This window comes from Solirhodobacter olei, assembly GCF_004010155.1.
Taxonomy (GTDB): Bacteria; Pseudomonadota; Alphaproteobacteria; order Rhodobacterales; family Rhodobacteraceae; genus Solirhodobacter; species Solirhodobacter olei.
In genome coordinates, this window is record NZ_RRYH01000012.1 from 93,984 (window position 1) to 110,320 (window position 16,337).

A 16,337-nucleotide genomic window follows, 5' to 3' on the forward strand; every position below is an offset into this window, starting at 1 on the left:
GGCCCCTCTTTCATCCACAGACTGGGGAGGAGATCAGCTGTGGTAGGCCATTTCGCCGTGGGAGGTGAGGTCGAGGCCCTCGCGCTCTTCTTCCTCGGTCACGCGCAGCCCCATCACGGCGCCGACGAGCTTGTAGAGGATGAAGGACACCACGCCCGACCAGATCAGCGTGGTCAGCACGGCTTCGAGCTGCACCATCTCCTGGCTGCCCATCGTCACGCCCTTGCCGTAGCCGACGCCGCCCAGCGAGGAGGCCGCGAAGATGCCGGTCAGCAGCGCGCCGGTGATCCCGCCGACGCAGTGGACGCCGAAGACGTCGAGGCTGTCGTCATAGCCGAACTTGCCCTTCACCGTGGTAACGAAGAAGTAGCAGATCGGCGAGACGATCAGGCCCAGCACCACGGCGCCCATCGGGCCGATGAAGCCGCAGGCCGGGGTGATGGCGACGAGGCCCGCGACCATGCCCGAGGCGGCGCCCAGCATGGAGGCCTTGCCGCGGGCCATGCCCTCGATGGCCGACCAGCTCAGGATCGCGGCGGCGGTGGCGACGAAGGTGTTGATCATCGCCAGCGCAGCGGTGCCGTTGGAGGCGAGCGCGGAACCGGCGTTGAAGCCGAACCAGCCCACCCACAGGATCGAGGCGCCGACCATGGTCAGCGTCATCGAGTGCGGCGCCATGTTGTCCCGCCCGAAACCGGTGCGCTTGCCGAGGACGAGGCAGCCCACGAAGCCCGCGATACCGGCGTTGATGTGAACCACCGTGCCGCCGGCAAAGTCCATCGCGCCCATCTTGAAGAACAGGCCCGAGCCGTCCCAGACCATATGCGCGATCGGGAAGTAGACCAGGGTCACCCAGAGCGCGATGAAGACGAGGAGCGAGGAGAACTTGATGCGCTCGACGATGGAACCGATGATCAGCGCGGGCGTGATGACCGCGAAGGTCATCTGGAACACCACGAAGACATATTCCGGGATCGTGCCGGACAGCGAGGCCGGGGTCACGCCGGCAAGGAACGCCTTGCCGAGGCCGCCCCAGTAGGGCGAGGTGCCGCCGCCGAAGGCCATCGAGTAGCCCCAGAGCACCCAGATCACCATGACGAGGCCGGTGATCAGCGTACACTGCATCAGCACCGAGAGCATGTTCTTGGTCCGCACGAGGCCGCCGTAGAACAGCGCCAGGCCCGGCAGCGTCATGAACAGAACCAGCAGGCTCGAAGTCATCATCCAGGCGGTGTCGCCTGAATCCATCTTGGGCGCGGTGTCGGCGAAAGCCGGCAGCGCGAGCATCGCCGCCGCCGCGGCAAGGCCCAGGGTTTTCTTTATGTCAGCCATTGTCGTGTCTCTCTTCCCTGATCCGCCGCGTCACAGCGCGTCGTCGTTGGTTTCACCCGTCCGGACGCGGACTGCCTGGTCCACATCGAGAACGAAAATCTTTCCGTCGCCGATCTTGTCGGTCTTGGCGGTCTTGCGGATCGTGTCGACGACCTGATCGCACAGGCTGTCGGAGACCACGATCTCCAGCTTGACCTTGGGGACGAAATTCACCGCGTACTCGGCGCCGCGATAGATTTCGGTATGGCCAGACTGGGAGCCGAAGCCCTTGATTTCCGTCACCATCATACCGCGCACTCCGATGGAGGTCAGCGCCTCGCGCACCTCCTCCAGCTTGAACGGCTTGATTGCTGCTATGATGAGTTTCACGTCCTTCCCCTTCCGGTTTGGCAGGTGGCCCCTGGTGGCGGCGCCCAGATGGAGAAAGCGGCCTTCGCAGCCGCAGCACAAGCAAGCGTGAGCCGTCCGACGGGGCAGGAGCGGCCTTAGTTGCACATTTTTTGCACATTTCTGGCATGGTGATGCATTTTTGGGCTTAACGGAATCTGAACCCCCCTCGGTTCCCGCTCCACATTTCCGCATCGGTTGGGTAGTCTGGCCGCAAAACCGGCAGCCCGCCGCGGCGGGGAGAAGCTGGTCCAGGCAGCATACGGGCAGTTACGAGATGAGTGGGACCGGACGAAAGCCCCCCCTGAGGGCGGAGCGGCGCTATCCGGCGCAAAATACCGCCAAGGCCAAGCCACAGCGCGGAAAATCCGGCGGCGGAAGCGGCGGCGGCGGGGGCCGCCGGGGCTCCGGCGGCGGCGGATCCGGCGGCCGGCGGCCGCCGCGGCGCCAGGGCGGCAACATGCTGACGCGCTTCCTCGGCGGCTTCTTCCGGCGAATCTTCCGCCTCATCTGGGGAATCGGCTGGCGGGTCAGCGTGGTGACCGCGCTGATCATCGGCATCTGGGCGTTCTACGACTATTCCACCCTGCCGCCTGTCGCGAAGCTCTACGACGGGCGCTCGCGCGGGTCGGTGACGCTGCTCGACGACCAGGGCAAGCCCTTCGCCTGGCGCGGCGAGACCTATGACCAGGTCACCGCCGCCTCGATCTCGCCCTATCTGAAGCACGCCATCATCGCGACCGAGGACCGGCGCTTCTACAGCGAGTTCGGCGTCAGCCCGCGCGGGATCATCGGGGCGATGCTGATCAACATGCGCGCCGGGCGCGGGCCGTTCCACGGCAACGGCGGCTCGACCATCACCCAGCAGGTGGCGAAGCTCCTCTGCGACGGGCGGCCCTACAACCCCAAGATATGGAAGACCCAGCAGGACTATGTCGCCGACTGCCGCCGCACCACGCTGTGGCGGAAGATCCGCGAGGTCCCCTACGCCCTGGCGATGGAGGCCAAGTACACCAAGGACCAGATCCTGACGGTCTACATCAACCGCGCCTATCTCGGCGCCGGCACCCGTGGGTTCGAGGCGGCCTCGGAACGCTATTTCGGCAAGCACGCGAGCCAGGTCACCCCGGCGGAGGCGGCGATGCTGGCGGGGCTTCTGAAGGCGCCGTCCTACTACGCGCCGACCTCCAGCCTCGAACGGGCGCAGAGCCGGGCCAACCTCGTCATCGACCTGATGAAGCAGCAGGGCTACCTGACGCTGGCGCAGGCGGCGGAGGCGCATGCCCATCCGGCGGTGCTGTCGAAGGCGGCAGCGACGCGGGCGGGGGGCTATTTCGCCGACTGGGTGATGGATTCGGGGCCGAGCTTCCTGACCAACGACACGACCGAGGACGTGACGATCCGCACCACGCTGGACCAGAAGGTCCAGGCGGCGGCGGAGGCGGCGATGCATGACGTCTTCGAATCGAAGCTGAAGCCCGGCTCGAAGGTGCAGGCGGCGATCGTGGTGATGTCGCCCGACGGCGCGGTGCGCGCCATGGTGGGCGGGCGCACGGCCGAGCCGCCCGGCGCCTTCAACCGCGCGACACAGGCGCTGCGGCAGACGGGTTCGGCCTTCAAGCCCTTCGTCTATGCCGCCGCGCTCGACATGGGGATGAGCCCGAACGACATCGTCGAGGATTCGCCCCTGACGGTGGACGTGCCCGGCTCCGGCCCCTGGTCGCCGAAGGATTTCGACCCGACCTACATGGGTCCGGTGACGCTGACCACAGCGCTGGCGCATTCGCTGAACACCTCGGCCGTGCGGATCGCGCTGAAGGTGGGGCTCGACAACGTGCGCAAGGTGGCGACCGATTTCGGCATCGACAGCAAGCTTGCCAAGGGCCCGGCGCTGGCGCTGGGGGTGTCCGAGGTCACGCCGCTCGATCTGACCGGGGCCTATGCCGGGATCCTGAACGGCGGATCGTCGGTGAAGCCCTACGGGCTGATCGACCTGTCGCTGCGGGGCGACAAGCAGCCCCTGATCGGCAAGGAGGGCGGCATCGGCGAGCGCGTGATCTCGCAGAAGGCCGACCAGGAGTTGATCTACATGATGAACCAGGTGGTCAACCAGGGCACCGGGCAGCGCGCCAAGCTGCCGGACCGCGAGGCCGCGGGCAAGACCGGCACCAGCCAGCTGTCCCGCGACGCCTGGTTCGTCGGCTTCACCGCGCATTACGTGGTGGGGGTCTGGCTCGGCAATGACGACGATTCGCCGCTGACCGGCACCACCGGCGGCGGGCTTCCCGCCGAGATCTGGCACGCGACGATGGTGGGCATCGACAAGACGCTGGACGTGACCCCCGCGCCGCTGCCGATGATCCAGCCGCCGCCGCCCAGCCAGACCGGCCCGATCGACGGCGGCCAGACCGCCCAGGGCGGACAGGGCAATTACGTCATCGACCGGCTGGTGAACTCGGTGATCGGCGCGCTGACCGGGAAGAACTAGGCCCGACCGCCCGGGGGGCGGTCGGGCGCTACCCGGCGGTGGTGCGCGCCGCGTATCGGGTGGGGGCTGCGCCCCCTGGCGTCAGCCGGAAACCTTCAGCTTCGCGATCAGCTTTTCGATATTGCCATGCTCCTGGTCGAGCATGGAGCCGATCTCGGTCCGTTCCGTCGCCAGCATGTTCACCCCGTCGATGATCATGTTGAAGAACAGGAACCGCCCGCTCTTGTCCGACACCCACCAGCGCAGGTCGAAGGGCTGCTGGCCGCGCAGCTTGGCGGTGGAGAGGACCTCGTAGAAGCTGTTGAGCGGCTTCGCACCGGTGACGGTGATCTTGCCGCCGATGAATTCGCGGAATCGCCGGCCGTACTTGCGCGAGATATAGCCCTGGAAGGCCTCGGTATAGGCCTTCATCTGCGCCGGGGAGGCCGAGCGTGCGGCGATGCCCAGCGACGAGCGGGCGATAATCGGCACGTCGGCATAGGTGGCGAAGACCTTCTCGAAGTCAGCGAACATCTTGTTTTCGCTCTCGCCGGAATTGATGATCTGGTTCACCGCGTCGACGACATGGTTCACCAGAGTGCGGGCGGCGGAAACATCCAGCGCCGCGGCCGGCCCGGCCAGCGCCGAGATCGCCGCGCCGCCCATCAGGCCGGCGATCAGCCGGCGGCGGGTGAGGTCAATTCGAATTGGCATAGGGGTCCTCATAGGGATCGAAATTCGTGGTCGGCGACGGCATCCCGATGTCGTGGTGCCGCTTCTCCAGGTAGATCAGCCTCTCCTGCGCGTAGCTGTCGGCGCTGCCGTAGAGAATCGAGTTGATCATGTCATTGTAGCGATACCGGGTGCCCAGCTTCGAGGCCAGATCGACGGCGGTGGGATAGCCGCGCAGGTTCTGCGGCAGGATCGAGTTCACGGGATCGGCGAGCGTGTCGACGACGGTGCCGGCGAGGTCGCGCTGGGTCGAGGGGCCGAGGAAGGGCACTTCAAGATAGGCCCCCTCCGGTGCGCCCCAGACGTAGAGCGTCTCGCCGAAATCGTTGGAGGCGGCGGGCAGGCCCAGTGCGCCGGCCGGGTTCAGGAGCCCGCCGAGGCCGAAGATCGTGTTGAAGGCGAATCGCAGCGTGTTCTGGCCTGCAGCGGCGAACTTGGCCTGCAGCAGGTCGTTGGCCACGTAGCTCGGCAGCGCGAGGTTGCCGGCAAGGTTGCTCACCCCCTGGCGCACCGGCCCGGGCAGCGCATGGCCGTAGGCCTGCGACGCGGGTTTCAGCACATGGCTGTCGAACTTGATGTTGAAGGCGTGGTTCTCTCGGTTCTGCGCCTCGTAGGGATCGTTGATCTTGCCGGGCGCCACGGCCGGGGCGCAGCCCGCCAGGCCCGTCGCCAGGAGCACCGCCGCCAGCAGCGCCTGGCGCCGGGGGGCGGGAAAGGAAATCTTAGAAAACATCCGTCACTCTGTCCGCTCAAAAGCCGGACCCGAGTGCCCGACGCGACCGTGAGTGATTTAGGCTCAGGTCGGCAGCAAGACAACCGCCACGCGCGGACGGCCGCCAAGATCACCCGCCGCCGTGCAGGATTCGCCTCAGGAAGGGACGCAATTGCCACAGAAGACGGCGGATGGCGCGCGGGCCCTGCGCCTTGCGCTTCTCCGCGGCCGCGGGCTGATCCTCGCCGCCGCGCTTTTCAGCGCCGCGGTGAACCTGCTGATGCTCACCGGACCGGTCTACATGCTGCAGGTCTACGACCGGGTGCTGACCAGCCGGTCGGAGGCGACGCTGGCCGCGCTGAGCCTGCTGATGGGCTGTCTCTACCTGTTCATGGCGGTGCTCGACCATGCCCGCGCCCGGGTCATGGCCCGCGTCGGCGCGCGGCTTCAGGCGCTGCTGGACGCGCGGGTGCTGCATGCGATGCTGGTCCACCAGCTGGCCGCGCCCGGGGATCCGGCTGCGCAATCGGCCACGCGGGATATCGAGGCGCTGCAGCGCTTCCTCGCCTCGCCGCTGCCGATCGCGCTGTTCGACATTCCCTGGTCGCCGGTCTTCGCGGCGGCGATCTTCGTCTTCCACCCCTGGCTCGGCTGGCTGGCGCTCGCCGGGGCGGCGGCGCTGATCGGCATCGCCGGGCTGAACCAGCTTCTGACCTTCGCTGCCGCGGGCCGCGCCGGGGCCGCCGCGCTGACCGCAGAGCGTCAGGCGGCGGAGATCCGGGCCGAGGCCGGGGCGATCCGCGGCCTTGGGATGGAGGCGGCGGCGGCGGGGCGCTGGCTGCGCAGCCGGCGGGCGGCGCTGTCGGCGCAGGTCGCGCTGTCGGACCGGATGGCGGGATTCGCGGCGCTGTCGCGCGGGGCGCGGCTGTTCCTGCAATCGGCGATGCTGGGCCTCGGCGCGCTGGTGGTGCTGCGCGGGCAGATGTCGGGCGGCGCGATGATCGCGGGCTCGGTGCTGCTCGGCCGGGCGCTGCAGCCGGTGGAGGTGGCGGTGGCGCAATGGGGCACCTTCCTGCAGGCGCGCGAGGGCTGGCGCAGGCTGGCCGCGCTGATGTCGCGCGTGCCGGTCGAGACCGCGCCGATGGCGCTGCCCCGCCCGGCGGCCGAGATCGCGGTGGAGGCGCTGACCGTCACCCCCCCGGGCGAGAGCCGGCCGGCGCTGCGCCAGGCCAGCTTCACGCTGGCGCCGGGGCAGGCGCTGGCGGTGATCGGGCCGTCGGGGTCGGGGAAATCGACGCTGGCGCGCGCGCTGGCCGGGATCTGGCCGGCGCAGTCCGGTGCGATCCGGCTTGGCGGGGCCGGGATCGGGCAATACCCGCCGGACCAGCTTGGCGCGCTGATCGGCTACCTGCCGCAGCGGGTCGCCCTTTTCGAGGGCACGGTGGCGGAGAATATCGCCCGCCTCCAGCCCGGCGCCGCGCCGGAGGAGATCATCGTCGCCGCCCGCCGCGCGGGCCTGCACGAGGCGATCCTCGCCCTGCCGGAGGGGTATGACACCCTGACCGGCCCGGCGGGCGACCCGTTCTCCGGCGGGCAGATCCAGCAGGTGGGACTGGCGCGCGCGCTTTTCGGCGATCCGGTGCTGCTGGTGCTGGACGAGCCCAATTCCAACCTCGACCGCGCCGGGGCGCTGGCGCTGAACCTCGCCATTCGCGAGGCAAAGGCCCGCGGCGCGGCGGTGGTGGTGATGACCCACCGCACCGCCGCGATCGAGACCTGCGACGCGGTCCTGCTGCTCGAAGCCGGGCGCGTCCGCGGCATCGGCCCGCGGGAGCAGATGATGCGTGCCATGATGCGGGCAAGCCCCGCCGCGCCCGATCCCGCACCCCTCTTCCGCCCGGCCCCGCGTCCGGGCGCCGCGGCGGGGGGCCGCGGCTGATGCCCGACCTGCCCGCCCTCTCCGCCCGCGGCGCGCTCGTCACCGGCTTCGCGGCGATCCTGGCGCTTGTGCTGGTCTTCGGCCTCTGGGGCACGCGGGCGCGGATCGCCGGGGCCGTGATCGCCGAGGGCCGGGTGGAGGTGGATCTGAACCGCCGCCCCGTGCAGCACCCCGAGGGCGGCTTGGTCACCCGCGTCGCCGTGCGCGAGGGCGAGCATGTCGCGGCGGGCCAGGTGCTGATGGTGCTCGACGGCGCGGCCCTGCGGTCCGAGGCGCGCCAGACCGCCAACCAGCTTCTCGACCTTCAGGCCCGCAAGGCGCGGCTGATGGCAGAGCGCGACGGCGCCGCCACGGTCGCCTTCCCCGCCGCCCTTGCCGCAGAGGCCGCGCGCAGCCCCGAGGTCGCGGCCCTCCTCGCCGGGCAGCGCCAGCTCTTCGCCGCGCGGGGCGAGACCTTCGCCCGCCAGCAGGCGCAGCTTGACGCGCAAGTGGCCCAGATCGCCCGCCAGATCGAGGGGATCGACGCGCAGATCGCCGCCGCCCGCACCCGGCTTTCGCTTACCGCCACCGATCTCGCCACCCAGCGCGGCCTGCGCGCCCGCGGCCTTGCGCCCGCCGCCCGGGTGCTGGCGCTGGAGGCGCAACAGGCGGATCTTCAGGGCAGCATCGGCGCGCTCCGCGCCAGCCGCGGCCAGGCCGAAAGCCGCGCGACGGAGACCCGGATCGCCGCGCTGAAGCTCGACGCCGCCCGGCGCGAGGACGCGACGACGGAGCTGCGCAGGATCGCCCCCCGGATCCTCGCCCTGGCCGAGCAGCTGCGCGCCCAGCGCACCCGCATCGCCCGGCTGACGATCCGCGCGCCGGTCGCCGGCATCGCCTACGACCTTGCCGTCACCGCGCCGCAATCGGTGCTGCGCCCGGCCGACCCGGCGCTTTACATCGTGCCGCAGGACCGGCCGCTGATCGTCGCCGCACGCATCCCCCCTGCCGCGATCGACGACGTGGCGCCGGGCGCAGAGGTGCGGCTGCGCGTCACCGCCATACATGACCGGCTCGCCCCCGACGTGACCGGCCGCATCACCACCATCGCGCCCGACCGGCTGACCGACCCGCGCACCGGCGCGGACTACTACCGCGTCCGCATCGCGCTGTCCGCCCCCGCCCATACCGACGGCGCAGGCCACGCCATCCTGCCCGGCATGCCGGTGGAGGCCTTCATCGCCACCGCCAGCCGCAGCCCGCTGGCCTATCTCCTCGGCCCGGTGCAGGCCTATTTCGACCATGCCTTCCGCGACGGCGGATCGGGGCTTTCCCATCCGCCCGCACGGGGCTAGCTTCGGCGCCGAATCCCCGGAAGAAGCAAGGCAGGGAGGCCAGGATGACCGACAGGATCGAGGCGCGGCTCAAGGAGCTCGGCGTGGAATTGCCGGAGGCGGCGGCGCCGGCCGCCAACTATGTGCCCTTCGTGCAGCTGGGCAACCAGCTGTTCGTGTCCGGCCAGATCAGCCAGGGCCCCGAGGGCCTGATCAAGGGCAAGCTCGGCGCCGAGCTTGACGTGGCGCAGGGCGCCGCCGCCGCGCGCCGCTGCGCGATCGGCCTGCTGGCCCAGGCCCGCGCGGCCTGCGGCGGCGATTTTTCGCGCCTCGTGCGGGTCATCAAGCTCACCGGCTTCGTGAACTCCACCCCCGACTTCACCGACCAGCCGAAGGTCGTCAACGGCGCCTCGGACTTCCTGGTGGAGGTTCTGGGCGAGGCTGGCCGCCATGCCCGCTCCGCCGTCTCCGCCGGCGCGCTGCCGCTGGGCGTCGCAGTCGAGATCGAAGCCATCTTCGAGATCCGCTGATCATGCCCACCCTGCCCGAGGCCTTCCTGCGCCTCCCCATCGCCCACCGCGCCTTCCACGACCAGGCCGCCGGGCGGCCGGAGAACTCCCTCATCGCCGCCCGCGCGGCGATCGAGGCCGGTTACGGGATCGAGATCGACATCCAGCCGTCTTCGGACGGTGTGCCGATGGTCTTCCACGATTACACGCTCGCCCGGCTGACCGGGGCGGAAGGGCGGATCGCGGACCGCACGGCGGCAGAGCTCGGCGCGCTGACGCTGAAGGGCGGGGCGGAGGGCATCCCGACGCTGGCGCAGATGCTGGAGACCGTCGCCGGCCGCGTGCCGCTTCTCATCGAGATCAAGGATCAGGACGGGCATTGCGGCCCCGGCGTCGGCCCGCTGGAGGCCGCGGTGGCGCAGGTGCTTTCGGGCTACCAGGGTCCGGTGGCCGTGATGTCCTTCAACCCCTATTCCATGGCCGCGATGGCCAGGGTGGCCCCTCAGATCCCGCGCGGCATCACCAGCTGCTCCTTCCCCGCGAAGGACTGGCCGATGCCGGCGGACCGCCGCGCCGAGCTGGCCGAGATCCCGGATTACGAACCCACCGGCTGCAGCTTCATCAGCCACGAGGCCGCGAATCTTGCGCGCCCCCGCGTGGCGGCGCTGAAGACGGCGGGGGCCGCGATCCTGTGCTGGACCATCCGCAGCCCCGAAGCCGAGGCCGAGGCCCGCAAGATCGCTGACAACATCACCTTCGAGCGATACGCTGCCGTGATCCCCTCTTGACGCCGGGCGCCTCCGGCCCAGCTCAAGGGGGCTGCCGAAACCTCCTCAAGGCCGGCTCATGACGGAGACGATCGAGATTGCCGCCCTCGCCGGCCTGTCGGAGATCCCGGCGGCCGAATGGGACGCCTGTGCCTGCCCGGAGGCGGCAGACGGCCGCCCGGCGGACCCGTTCACTACGCATCGGTTCCTGTCGGCGCTGGAACGCTCCGGCTCGGTCGGGCCCGGCACCGGCTGGGCCGCGCATCCGCTCGTCGCCCGGGCGGGGGGCGAGGCGATCGCGGTCGCGCCGCTCTACGTCAAGGGCAACAGCCAGGGCGAGTACATCTTCGATTTCAACTGGGCCCATGCCTACGAGAACGCCGGCGGGCGCTATTACCCGAAGCTTCAGGTGGCGGTTCCCTTCACCCCCGCGACCGGCCGCCGCTTCCTCACCCGCCCGGGGCTGGAGGATCTGGGCCGCCGCGCGCTGATCCAGGGCGCGCTGCAACTGGCCGAGAACAACCAGCTCTCCTCGCTCCACATCACCTTCTGCACGGAAGAAGAGGCCGAGGCCGGGGCCGCCATGGGCCTGATGCGCCGCACCACCCAGCAGTTCCACTGGGCGAACGCGGGCTACGGCGATTTCCAGGCCTTCCTCGACACCCTCTCGTCCCGCAAGCGCAAGGCGATCCGCAAGGAGCGGGCGCAGGCGCAGGCCTTCGGCGGCACGATCCACCAGCTTACCGGCCCGGCCATTGAGCCCGGGCACTGGGACGCCTTCTGGCGCTTCTACCAGGACACCGGCGCGCGCAAATGGGGCCAGCCCTACCTCACCCGCGCCTTCTTCGACGAGATGCAGGCGACGATGCGCGACGACATCCTGCTGGTGCTGGCAGAGCGGAACGGCCGCTGGGTGGCCGGCGCGCTGAACTTTATCGGCCGCGACGCGCTTTTCGGCCGCTACTGGGGCTGTACCGAGGACCACCCCTGCCTGCATTTCGAGCTCTGCTACTACCAGGCGATCGACTTCGCCATCGCCCGGGGTCTCGCGCGGGTCGAGGCCGGGGCGCAAGGCGAACACAAGCTCGCCCGCGGCTACCTGCCGGTGCCGACCCATTCGCTGCACTGGATCGCCGATCCCGGTTTCCGCAACGCCGTGGCGCGCTATCTGGAGGCCGAACGCGACGCGGTGGGCGAGGAGATCGAGGTGCTCACCGCCTACGGCCCATTCCGACGAGGCGAGAGGCCGGAGTAGGCCGGGCGCCGTCTGCCCCCGCCCGGGGGCGCCTGTCCGGCCACGCGATTCACATTTCGGGCGAAGCGCGTTAGCCTTGGCGCCAAGACGCGCGCCCCCGCTGCCGCAGAGAAAGGACACCCCATGGCCGAGAAACTGACAGACCCCGCCCGCACCGAGGCGCTTCAGCCGCTGCTGGAGGCCGGATGGACCCTGGTCGAGGGCCGCGACGCGATCACCCGGACCTTCAGCTTCAAGAATTTCGTCGAGGCCTTCGGCTGGATGACCCGCGCCGCGATCTGGGCCGAGAAATGGAACCACCATCCGGAGTGGTTCAACGTCTACAAGACCGTCGAGGTCACGCTGTCCACCCATGATGCCGGCGGGCTGACCGAGCTCGATATCAAGCTGGCGCGCAAGATGGAGCAACTCGCCGAATGCTGAAAGAGATCCTGAACCTCCACGTCACTCAGACCCAGACGGTGGGGCAGCTCCTCACCATGGGCTTTCTGACCACGATCCTCGGCAATGTCATAGCCGCGCTGGTGATTCTGGTCGCGGGCTTCGTGATCGCCCGCTGGGCCGACCGCCGCATCGTCGCCTTCGGCAAGAAATACGAACGCCTCGACGACATGCTGTTCAACTTCCTGGGCAGCATCACCCGCTACGCGGTGATGACCTTCGCGGGGCTCTTCATCCTCAACACCTTCGGGATCCAGACCACCTCGATCATCGCCGTTCTCGGCGCCGCCGGCCTGGCGGTCGGCCTCGCCCTGCAGGGCACGCTGTCGAATGTCGCGGCGGGGGTGATGATCATCCTGTTCCGCCCGTTCAAGCTTGGCAATTTCATCAATGTCGACGGGGTTTCCGGCACCGTTCTCGACATCAACCTGAACTTCATCGAGCTGAAGACCTACGACGGGCTGCAGATCATCGTCCCCAATGCCAAGGTCTGGGGCAACGTGGTGACGAACTACTCGGTCTACGACACGCGGCTGGCGGAATGGACCTTCGGCGTGGCCTATTCGACGGACCTCGCGCTGGCCGAGAAGGTGATCCGCGAGACGGTCACCTCCGACCCCCGCGCGCTGGCCGAGCCCGCCTTCTTCCTCAAGGTCAGCGGGCTGAACGACAGCTCGGTCGATTTCCTCTGCCGCTGCTGGGCGAAGAGCTCGGATTTCTGGATGTTCAAGAACGACATGAACCGCGCGGTGAAGGAGGCGCTCGACGCCAACGGGATCGAGATCCCCTTCCCCAACCGCACCGTCTGGCTGCAGCAGGAGGCCGCCGCGGAAGACGGGGCCGCCCAGGCGAAGGCCGGTTAAACGCGGCCGGCGCGGGCAGATCCCGCGCCGGCCGTCAGGTCAGGCCGCCCGGCTCAGATCGCGGCCAGCATGGATTCGCCGCCCGACAGGTCGCAGACGCCGGGGTTTTCCTCGGCGTGCAGCACCTCGACCGTACCGTCGACCACATACATCGCGTAGCGCTTGGAGCGGTCCACCAGCCCGCGCGAGGGCACCGAGAAATCCATCCCCACCGCCTTGGTGAAGTCCGCCGTGGCGTCGCCGATCATGCGGATGCCGGCCTCGCTGGCGCCGGTGGACTTGCCCCAGGCGTCCATCACGAAGGGGTCGTTCACGGAAAGGCAGATGACGTCATCCACCCCCTTGGCATCGAAATCCGCCTTGGTGCGGATGAAGCTCGGCACGTGAGACGTGGTGCAGGTGCCGGTATAGGCCCCCGGCAGCGCGAAGATCACCACCTTGCGGCCCTTGGTCAGGCTGCCCAGGCTCACCTCTTCCGGGCCATTCTCTCCCATCGCCACCAGAGTCGCCTCCGGCAGTTGGTCCCCAACGGAAAGTCCCATAGTTATCCTCACAGATTGCGTTTCCCGTCTCAGGGATTATAGCTCGCCACGGTGGCAAACCAGTGCTTTCGGAGGAAACCATGGCGGGCATCGTGGTGATCGGGGCGGGTCAGGCGGCGGCGTCGCTGGTGGCGAAGCTCAGGACCGAGGGCTTCACCGGCGCCATCACCGTGATCGGAGAGGAGCCGCTTGCCCCCTATCAGCGGCCGCCGCTTTCCAAGCAATACCTCTTGAAGGAGATGGAGCTGGAGCGCCTGTTCCTGCGCTCCGCCGCCTTCTACGACGAGCAGAAGATCACGCTGCGCCTCGGCGATCCGGTGACCGCGATCGACCGCGCGGGCAAGACCGTGACCGTGGGCGGCAGCGCGGTCCCCTACGATCAGCTCGCGCTCGCCACCGGCGCCCTGCCGCGGCGCCTGCCCGCCGCGATCGGGGGCGATCTTGAAGGCGTCTACACCGTCCGAACGCTGGCCGATGTCGACGCGATGGCGCCGGAATTCCAGCCCAGCCGCAGGCTTCTTGTCATCGGCGGCGGATATATCGGGCTGGAGGCCGCGGCCGTTGCTGCAAAGCTCGGACTCGAGGTGACGTTGGTCGAGATGGCCCCCCGCATCCTGCAGCGCGTCGCCGCGACCGAGACCTCTGACTTCTTCCGCGCCACGCACCGCGCGCATGGCGTGACGCTGCGCGAGGGCACGGGGCTGGAACGGCTGACCGGCGAGGGACGGGTGCGCGGCGCGCGCTTCACCGATGGAACCGAGATGGCGGTGGATTTCGTCATCGTCGGCATCGGCATCACGCCCGACACGCGGCTTGCCGAAGCGGCCGGGCTTGCCATCGACAACGGCATCGCCACCGACGCGCAGGGGCGCACCTCCGATCCCGCCATCTGGGCGGCGGGCGACTGCGCCTCCTTCCCGGCAGGCGCGGGGCGGCTCCGCCTCGAAAGCGTCGGCAATGCCATCGACATGGGCGAACTGGTGGCGCGCAACATGCTGGGCGCGGCGCAGGACTACGTGCCGAAGCCCTGGTTCTGGTCCGATCAATACGACGTGAAGCTGCAGATCGCGGGCCTCAATACCGGCTACGACACGATCGTCGCCCGCGACGACGGGACCGCGGGCGCGGCGCGCTCCGTCTCGTTCTGGTATTACGGCGGGGGGCGGCTGCTGGCCGTCGACGCGATGAACGATCCGCGCGCCTACATGATCGGCAAGCGGCTGATCGAGGCGGGCAAGACCCCCGATCCGGCGGTGGTCGCGGACCCGGCGGCGGACCTCAAGGCGCTTCTGAAGGCGTGAGGATCGTCGGCGGCACCCATCGCGGCCTGCAACTGGCCGAGGTCGGCAAGGGCGATGCGGCCGCGCATCTGCGCCCGACGACCGACCGCGTGCGCGAGGCGATCTTCAACCTCATCGCCCACGGCCCCTACCCGGCGATCGAGGGCGCGCGCGTGCTCGACCTTTTCGCCGGCACAGGCGCGCTGGGGCTGGAGGCGCTGTCACGCGGCGCGGCCCGCGTGACCTTCGTCGAGGACGGCGCCGCCGGCCGCGCCCTGATCCGCCGGAACGTGGAGCTGATGCGCGCCATGGGCACGACCGACCTCTACCGCCGCGACGCGACCCGGCTGGGCGAGAACCGCGGGGCGCCCTTCGGGCTGGTGTTCCTCGACCCGCCCTATGGCAAGGGGCTGGGAGAGCGGGCGCTGGCCTCGGCGGTCGAGGGCGGCTGGATCGCCCCCGGCGCGCTGGTGGTCTGGGAGGAAGGCGCGCCCCCCGCCCCGCCCCCGGGCTTCGAGATCCGCGACCAGCGCCGCTACGGCGACACCACCGTCACCCTTCTGACCGCACCGCAACAGCCCCCGGAGGCCCCATGACCCCACCCGCCGCCGTGATCTTCGACTGCGACGGGGTGCTGGTCGACAGCGAGCCCGCCGGCTTCGCGCTGATGGCCGAGGAGTTCGCGGGATACGGCCTGACCGTGACGCCGGAGGAGATGGAGCGCGACTTCTTCGGCTCCACCATGAAGGACAACTGGGAACGTGCCCGCGCCCGCGGCGCCGATCTGCCCGATGACTGGGTGGAGCGGTTCTACGACCGCCTCTACGCCCGGCTGGCCGAGGGCACGCCGCTGATCGCAGGCATCCCCGAGGTGCTCGACCGGCTCGACGCGGCGGGGATTCCCTATGCGGTGGGGTCCAATGGCTCGGACGAGAAGATGCAGGTGACGCTCAGCCAGCACCCGGGCGTGTTCCGCAGGCTCGACGGGCGGCTCTTCTCCGGCCAGACGCTCGGCGCGCCGAAGCCCGCGCCGGACCTCTACCTGCACGCAGCGGCCGCGCTCGGCGCCCCGCCCGACCGATCGGTGGTGGTGGACGACAGCCCCACCGGCTGCCGCGCCGCGCGCAATGCCGGGATGGCCTGCCTGGGCTTCGCCCCCCATGACGACGGGGCGCGGCTGGCCGCAGAGGGGGCGCAGGTGTTTCATGCCATGGAAGACCTGCCGCGCCTTATCGGCTTGTGAGGGCGGGCGGCGTCGGCGGCGCCGGCCTCAGACGCCGCGCCGGAAGGTGAGCGAGGTCGGCCGGTCGAACCCCGGATGCGCGGTCGCGCCCGCCTCGCGGAACCCCATCGCCCAGAAGGCGGCGTGGTTCTCGACCAGCTCCACCCGGCTCTGCAGCTCCAGCGCCGGCAGGCCCAGCGCCCGCGCCCGCTCCTCCGCCATCGCCACCAGCTGCCGCGCCAGCCCCTTGCCGCGCCAGCCCACCGCCACCGCCAGCTTGCCGAGGTAGAGCCGGTCCGGCTTCACCGTCAGAAAGACGCAGGCGACGGGCACGCCCTCGGCCTCGATCAGCCAGACCTCGCCCTTTTCAGCCTGGGCGGCGATGTCGGCCTCGGTCAGCCGGTGCATGGAGGAGGGCGGGTCGATCCGCCCGTCCATATAGGCGAAGGTCTCGCGGATCAGGCGCAGGACGGCGGCCCAGTCGGTCTTGGCATCTGCGCGCACCAGCTTCATGGCGAAATCCCCCCGGCGCCCGGGGAAGCCCCGCCGCAGGGGCGGCCTCCGCCGCCCGGCATT

At 69.8% G+C, this 16,337-nt stretch carries 17 protein-coding genes; 11 read left to right on the forward strand and 6 right to left on the reverse strand.

Annotated elements, in window-relative coordinates; genetic code table 11:
* Positions 1-33: 33 nt before the first annotated feature.
* Entirely contained in the window at positions 34-1,332 is a 1,299-nt protein-coding gene (locus EIP85_RS10125) for an ammonium transporter (RefSeq protein WP_127902069.1), read from the reverse strand.
* A 30-nt stretch (positions 1,333-1,362) separates the two neighbouring features.
* On the reverse strand, positions 1,363-1,701 hold the full coding sequence (locus EIP85_RS10130) for a P-II family nitrogen regulator (RefSeq protein WP_127902070.1): 339 nt from the start codon (positions 1,699-1,701) through the stop codon (positions 1,363-1,365).
* A gap of 295 nt (positions 1,702-1,996) precedes the next feature.
* On the opposite strand from EIP85_RS10130, the gene EIP85_RS10135 reads away from it, so the two are divergent.
* Positions 1,997-4,207 carry a transglycosylase domain-containing protein gene (locus EIP85_RS10135; RefSeq protein WP_127902071.1) on the forward strand — a complete coding sequence of 737 codons (2,211 nt, stop codon included), beginning with the start codon at positions 1,997-1,999 and terminating at the stop codon, positions 4,205-4,207.
* Positions 4,208-4,288: 81 nt separating this feature from the next.
* On the opposite strand, the gene EIP85_RS10140 is transcribed toward EIP85_RS10135, so the two are convergent.
* Together EIP85_RS10140 and EIP85_RS10145 are read right to left on the reverse strand one after the other, a co-directional pair.
* Entirely contained in the window at positions 4,289-4,900 is a 612-nt protein-coding gene (locus EIP85_RS10140) for an MlaC/ttg2D family ABC transporter substrate-binding protein (protein ID WP_127902072.1), read from the reverse strand.
* Positions 4,884-5,651, reverse strand: a complete 768-nt coding sequence (locus tag EIP85_RS10145; protein ID WP_127902073.1) for an MlaA family lipoprotein — start codon at positions 5,649-5,651, stop codon at positions 4,884-4,886. Before EIP85_RS10145 ends, EIP85_RS10140 begins: the two co-directional genes overlap by 17 nt.
* 151 nt (positions 5,652-5,802) lie before the next feature.
* Here EIP85_RS10145 and EIP85_RS10150 point away from each other — a divergent pair, with 151 nt between their 5' ends.
* The 7 genes from EIP85_RS10150 to EIP85_RS10180 all read left to right on the forward strand — a co-directional run bounded on the left by EIP85_RS10150 (position 5,803) and on the right by EIP85_RS10180 (position 12,717).
* Positions 5,803-7,569 carry a type I secretion system permease/ATPase gene (locus EIP85_RS10150; RefSeq protein ID WP_206615499.1) on the forward strand — a complete coding sequence of 589 codons (1,767 nt, stop codon included), beginning with the start codon at positions 5,803-5,805 and terminating at the stop codon, positions 7,567-7,569.
* Entirely contained in the window at positions 7,569-8,903 is a 1,335-nt protein-coding gene (locus tag EIP85_RS10155) for an HlyD family type I secretion periplasmic adaptor subunit (RefSeq protein WP_127902074.1), read from the forward strand. Before EIP85_RS10150 ends, EIP85_RS10155 begins: the two co-directional genes overlap by 1 nt.
* 44 nt (positions 8,904-8,947) lie before the next feature.
* Entirely contained in the window at positions 8,948-9,412 is a 465-nt protein-coding gene (locus tag EIP85_RS10160) for a RidA family protein (protein WP_127902075.1), read from the forward strand.
* Entirely contained in the window at positions 9,412-10,179 is a 768-nt protein-coding gene (locus EIP85_RS10165; protein WP_164871697.1) for a glycerophosphodiester phosphodiesterase family protein, read from the forward strand. The genes EIP85_RS10160 and EIP85_RS10165 overlap by 1 nt, the downstream gene beginning before the upstream one ends.
* Before the next feature lie 58 nt (positions 10,180-10,237).
* Positions 10,238-11,413, forward strand: a complete 1,176-nt coding sequence (locus tag EIP85_RS10170; protein ID WP_127902077.1) for a GNAT family N-acetyltransferase — start codon at positions 10,238-10,240, stop codon at positions 11,411-11,413.
* 123 nt (positions 11,414-11,536) lie between these two features.
* Positions 11,537-11,836, forward strand: coding sequence for a 4a-hydroxytetrahydrobiopterin dehydratase (locus tag EIP85_RS10175; RefSeq protein WP_127902078.1), 300 nt, complete (start codon positions 11,537-11,539; stop codon positions 11,834-11,836).
* Positions 11,830-12,717, forward strand: a complete 888-nt coding sequence (locus EIP85_RS10180) for a mechanosensitive ion channel family protein (protein WP_127902079.1) — start codon at positions 11,830-11,832, stop codon at positions 12,715-12,717. Before EIP85_RS10175 ends, EIP85_RS10180 begins: the two co-directional genes overlap by 7 nt.
* Positions 12,718-12,770: 53 nt before the next feature.
* Here EIP85_RS10180 and EIP85_RS10185 read toward each other — a convergent pair whose 3' ends face one another.
* The gene (locus tag EIP85_RS10185) at positions 12,771-13,259 is read right to left on the reverse strand and encodes a peroxiredoxin (RefSeq protein WP_127902080.1); all 489 of its coding nucleotides are present in this window, start codon (positions 13,257-13,259) and stop codon (positions 12,771-12,773) included.
* An 80-nt stretch (positions 13,260-13,339) separates the two neighbouring features.
* On the opposite strand from EIP85_RS10185, the gene EIP85_RS10190 reads away from it, so the two are divergent.
* From EIP85_RS10190 to EIP85_RS10200, 3 genes are read left to right on the forward strand one after another with little or no spacing between them, the layout of a single operon-like run.
* Positions 13,340-14,560 carry an NAD(P)/FAD-dependent oxidoreductase gene (locus EIP85_RS10190; protein WP_127902081.1) on the forward strand — a complete coding sequence of 407 codons (1,221 nt, stop codon included), beginning with the start codon at positions 13,340-13,342 and terminating at the stop codon, positions 14,558-14,560.
* Entirely contained in the window at positions 14,557-15,135 is a 579-nt protein-coding gene (gene rsmD, locus EIP85_RS10195) for a 16S rRNA (guanine(966)-N(2))-methyltransferase RsmD (RefSeq protein ID WP_127902082.1), read from the forward strand. The genes EIP85_RS10190 and rsmD overlap by 4 nt, the downstream gene beginning before the upstream one ends.
* Positions 15,132-15,782 (forward strand): HAD family hydrolase, encoded by a 651-nt coding sequence (locus EIP85_RS10200; protein ID WP_127902083.1) that lies wholly within the window; start codon positions 15,132-15,134, stop codon positions 15,780-15,782. The genes rsmD and EIP85_RS10200 overlap by 4 nt, the downstream gene beginning before the upstream one ends.
* A 27-nt stretch (positions 15,783-15,809) precedes the next feature.
* Here EIP85_RS10200 and EIP85_RS10205 read toward each other — a convergent pair whose 3' ends face one another.
* Positions 15,810-16,274 (reverse strand): GNAT family N-acetyltransferase, encoded by a 465-nt coding sequence (locus EIP85_RS10205; RefSeq protein WP_127902084.1) that lies wholly within the window; start codon positions 16,272-16,274, stop codon positions 15,810-15,812.
* Positions 16,275-16,337: the final 63 nt, after the last annotated feature.

Coding starts and splice junctions, on each gene's coding strand:
- EIP85_RS10125 (WP_127902069.1), bottom strand. CDS start 1,332: ATGGCTGACATAAAGAAAACCCTGGGCCTTGCCGCGGCGGCGGCGATG.
- EIP85_RS10135 (WP_127902071.1), top strand. CDS start 1,997: ATGAGTGGGACCGGACGAAAGCCCCCCCTGAGGGCGGAGCGGCGCTAT.
- EIP85_RS10140 (WP_127902072.1), bottom strand. CDS start 4,900: ATGCCAATTCGAATTGACCTCACCCGCCGCCGGCTGATCGCCGGCCTG.
- EIP85_RS10145 (WP_127902073.1), bottom strand. CDS start 5,651: ATGTTTTCTAAGATTTCCTTTCCCGCCCCCCGGCGCCAGGCGCTGCTG.
- EIP85_RS10155 (WP_127902074.1), top strand. CDS start 7,569: ATGCCCGACCTGCCCGCCCTCTCCGCCCGCGGCGCGCTCGTCACCGGC.
- EIP85_RS10160 (WP_127902075.1), top strand. CDS start 8,948: ATGACCGACAGGATCGAGGCGCGGCTCAAGGAGCTCGGCGTGGAATTG.
- EIP85_RS10170 (WP_127902077.1), top strand. CDS start 10,238: ATGACGGAGACGATCGAGATTGCCGCCCTCGCCGGCCTGTCGGAGATC.
- EIP85_RS10175 (WP_127902078.1), top strand. CDS start 11,537: ATGGCCGAGAAACTGACAGACCCCGCCCGCACCGAGGCGCTTCAGCCG.
- EIP85_RS10180 (WP_127902079.1), top strand. CDS start 11,830: ATGCTGAAAGAGATCCTGAACCTCCACGTCACTCAGACCCAGACGGTG.
- EIP85_RS10185 (WP_127902080.1), bottom strand. CDS start 13,259: ATGGGACTTTCCGTTGGGGACCAACTGCCGGAGGCGACTCTGGTGGCG.
- EIP85_RS10190 (WP_127902081.1), top strand. CDS start 13,340: ATGGCGGGCATCGTGGTGATCGGGGCGGGTCAGGCGGCGGCGTCGCTG.
- EIP85_RS10200 (WP_127902083.1), top strand. CDS start 15,132: ATGACCCCACCCGCCGCCGTGATCTTCGACTGCGACGGGGTGCTGGTC.
- EIP85_RS10205 (WP_127902084.1), bottom strand. CDS start 16,274: ATGAAGCTGGTGCGCGCAGATGCCAAGACCGACTGGGCCGCCGTCCTG.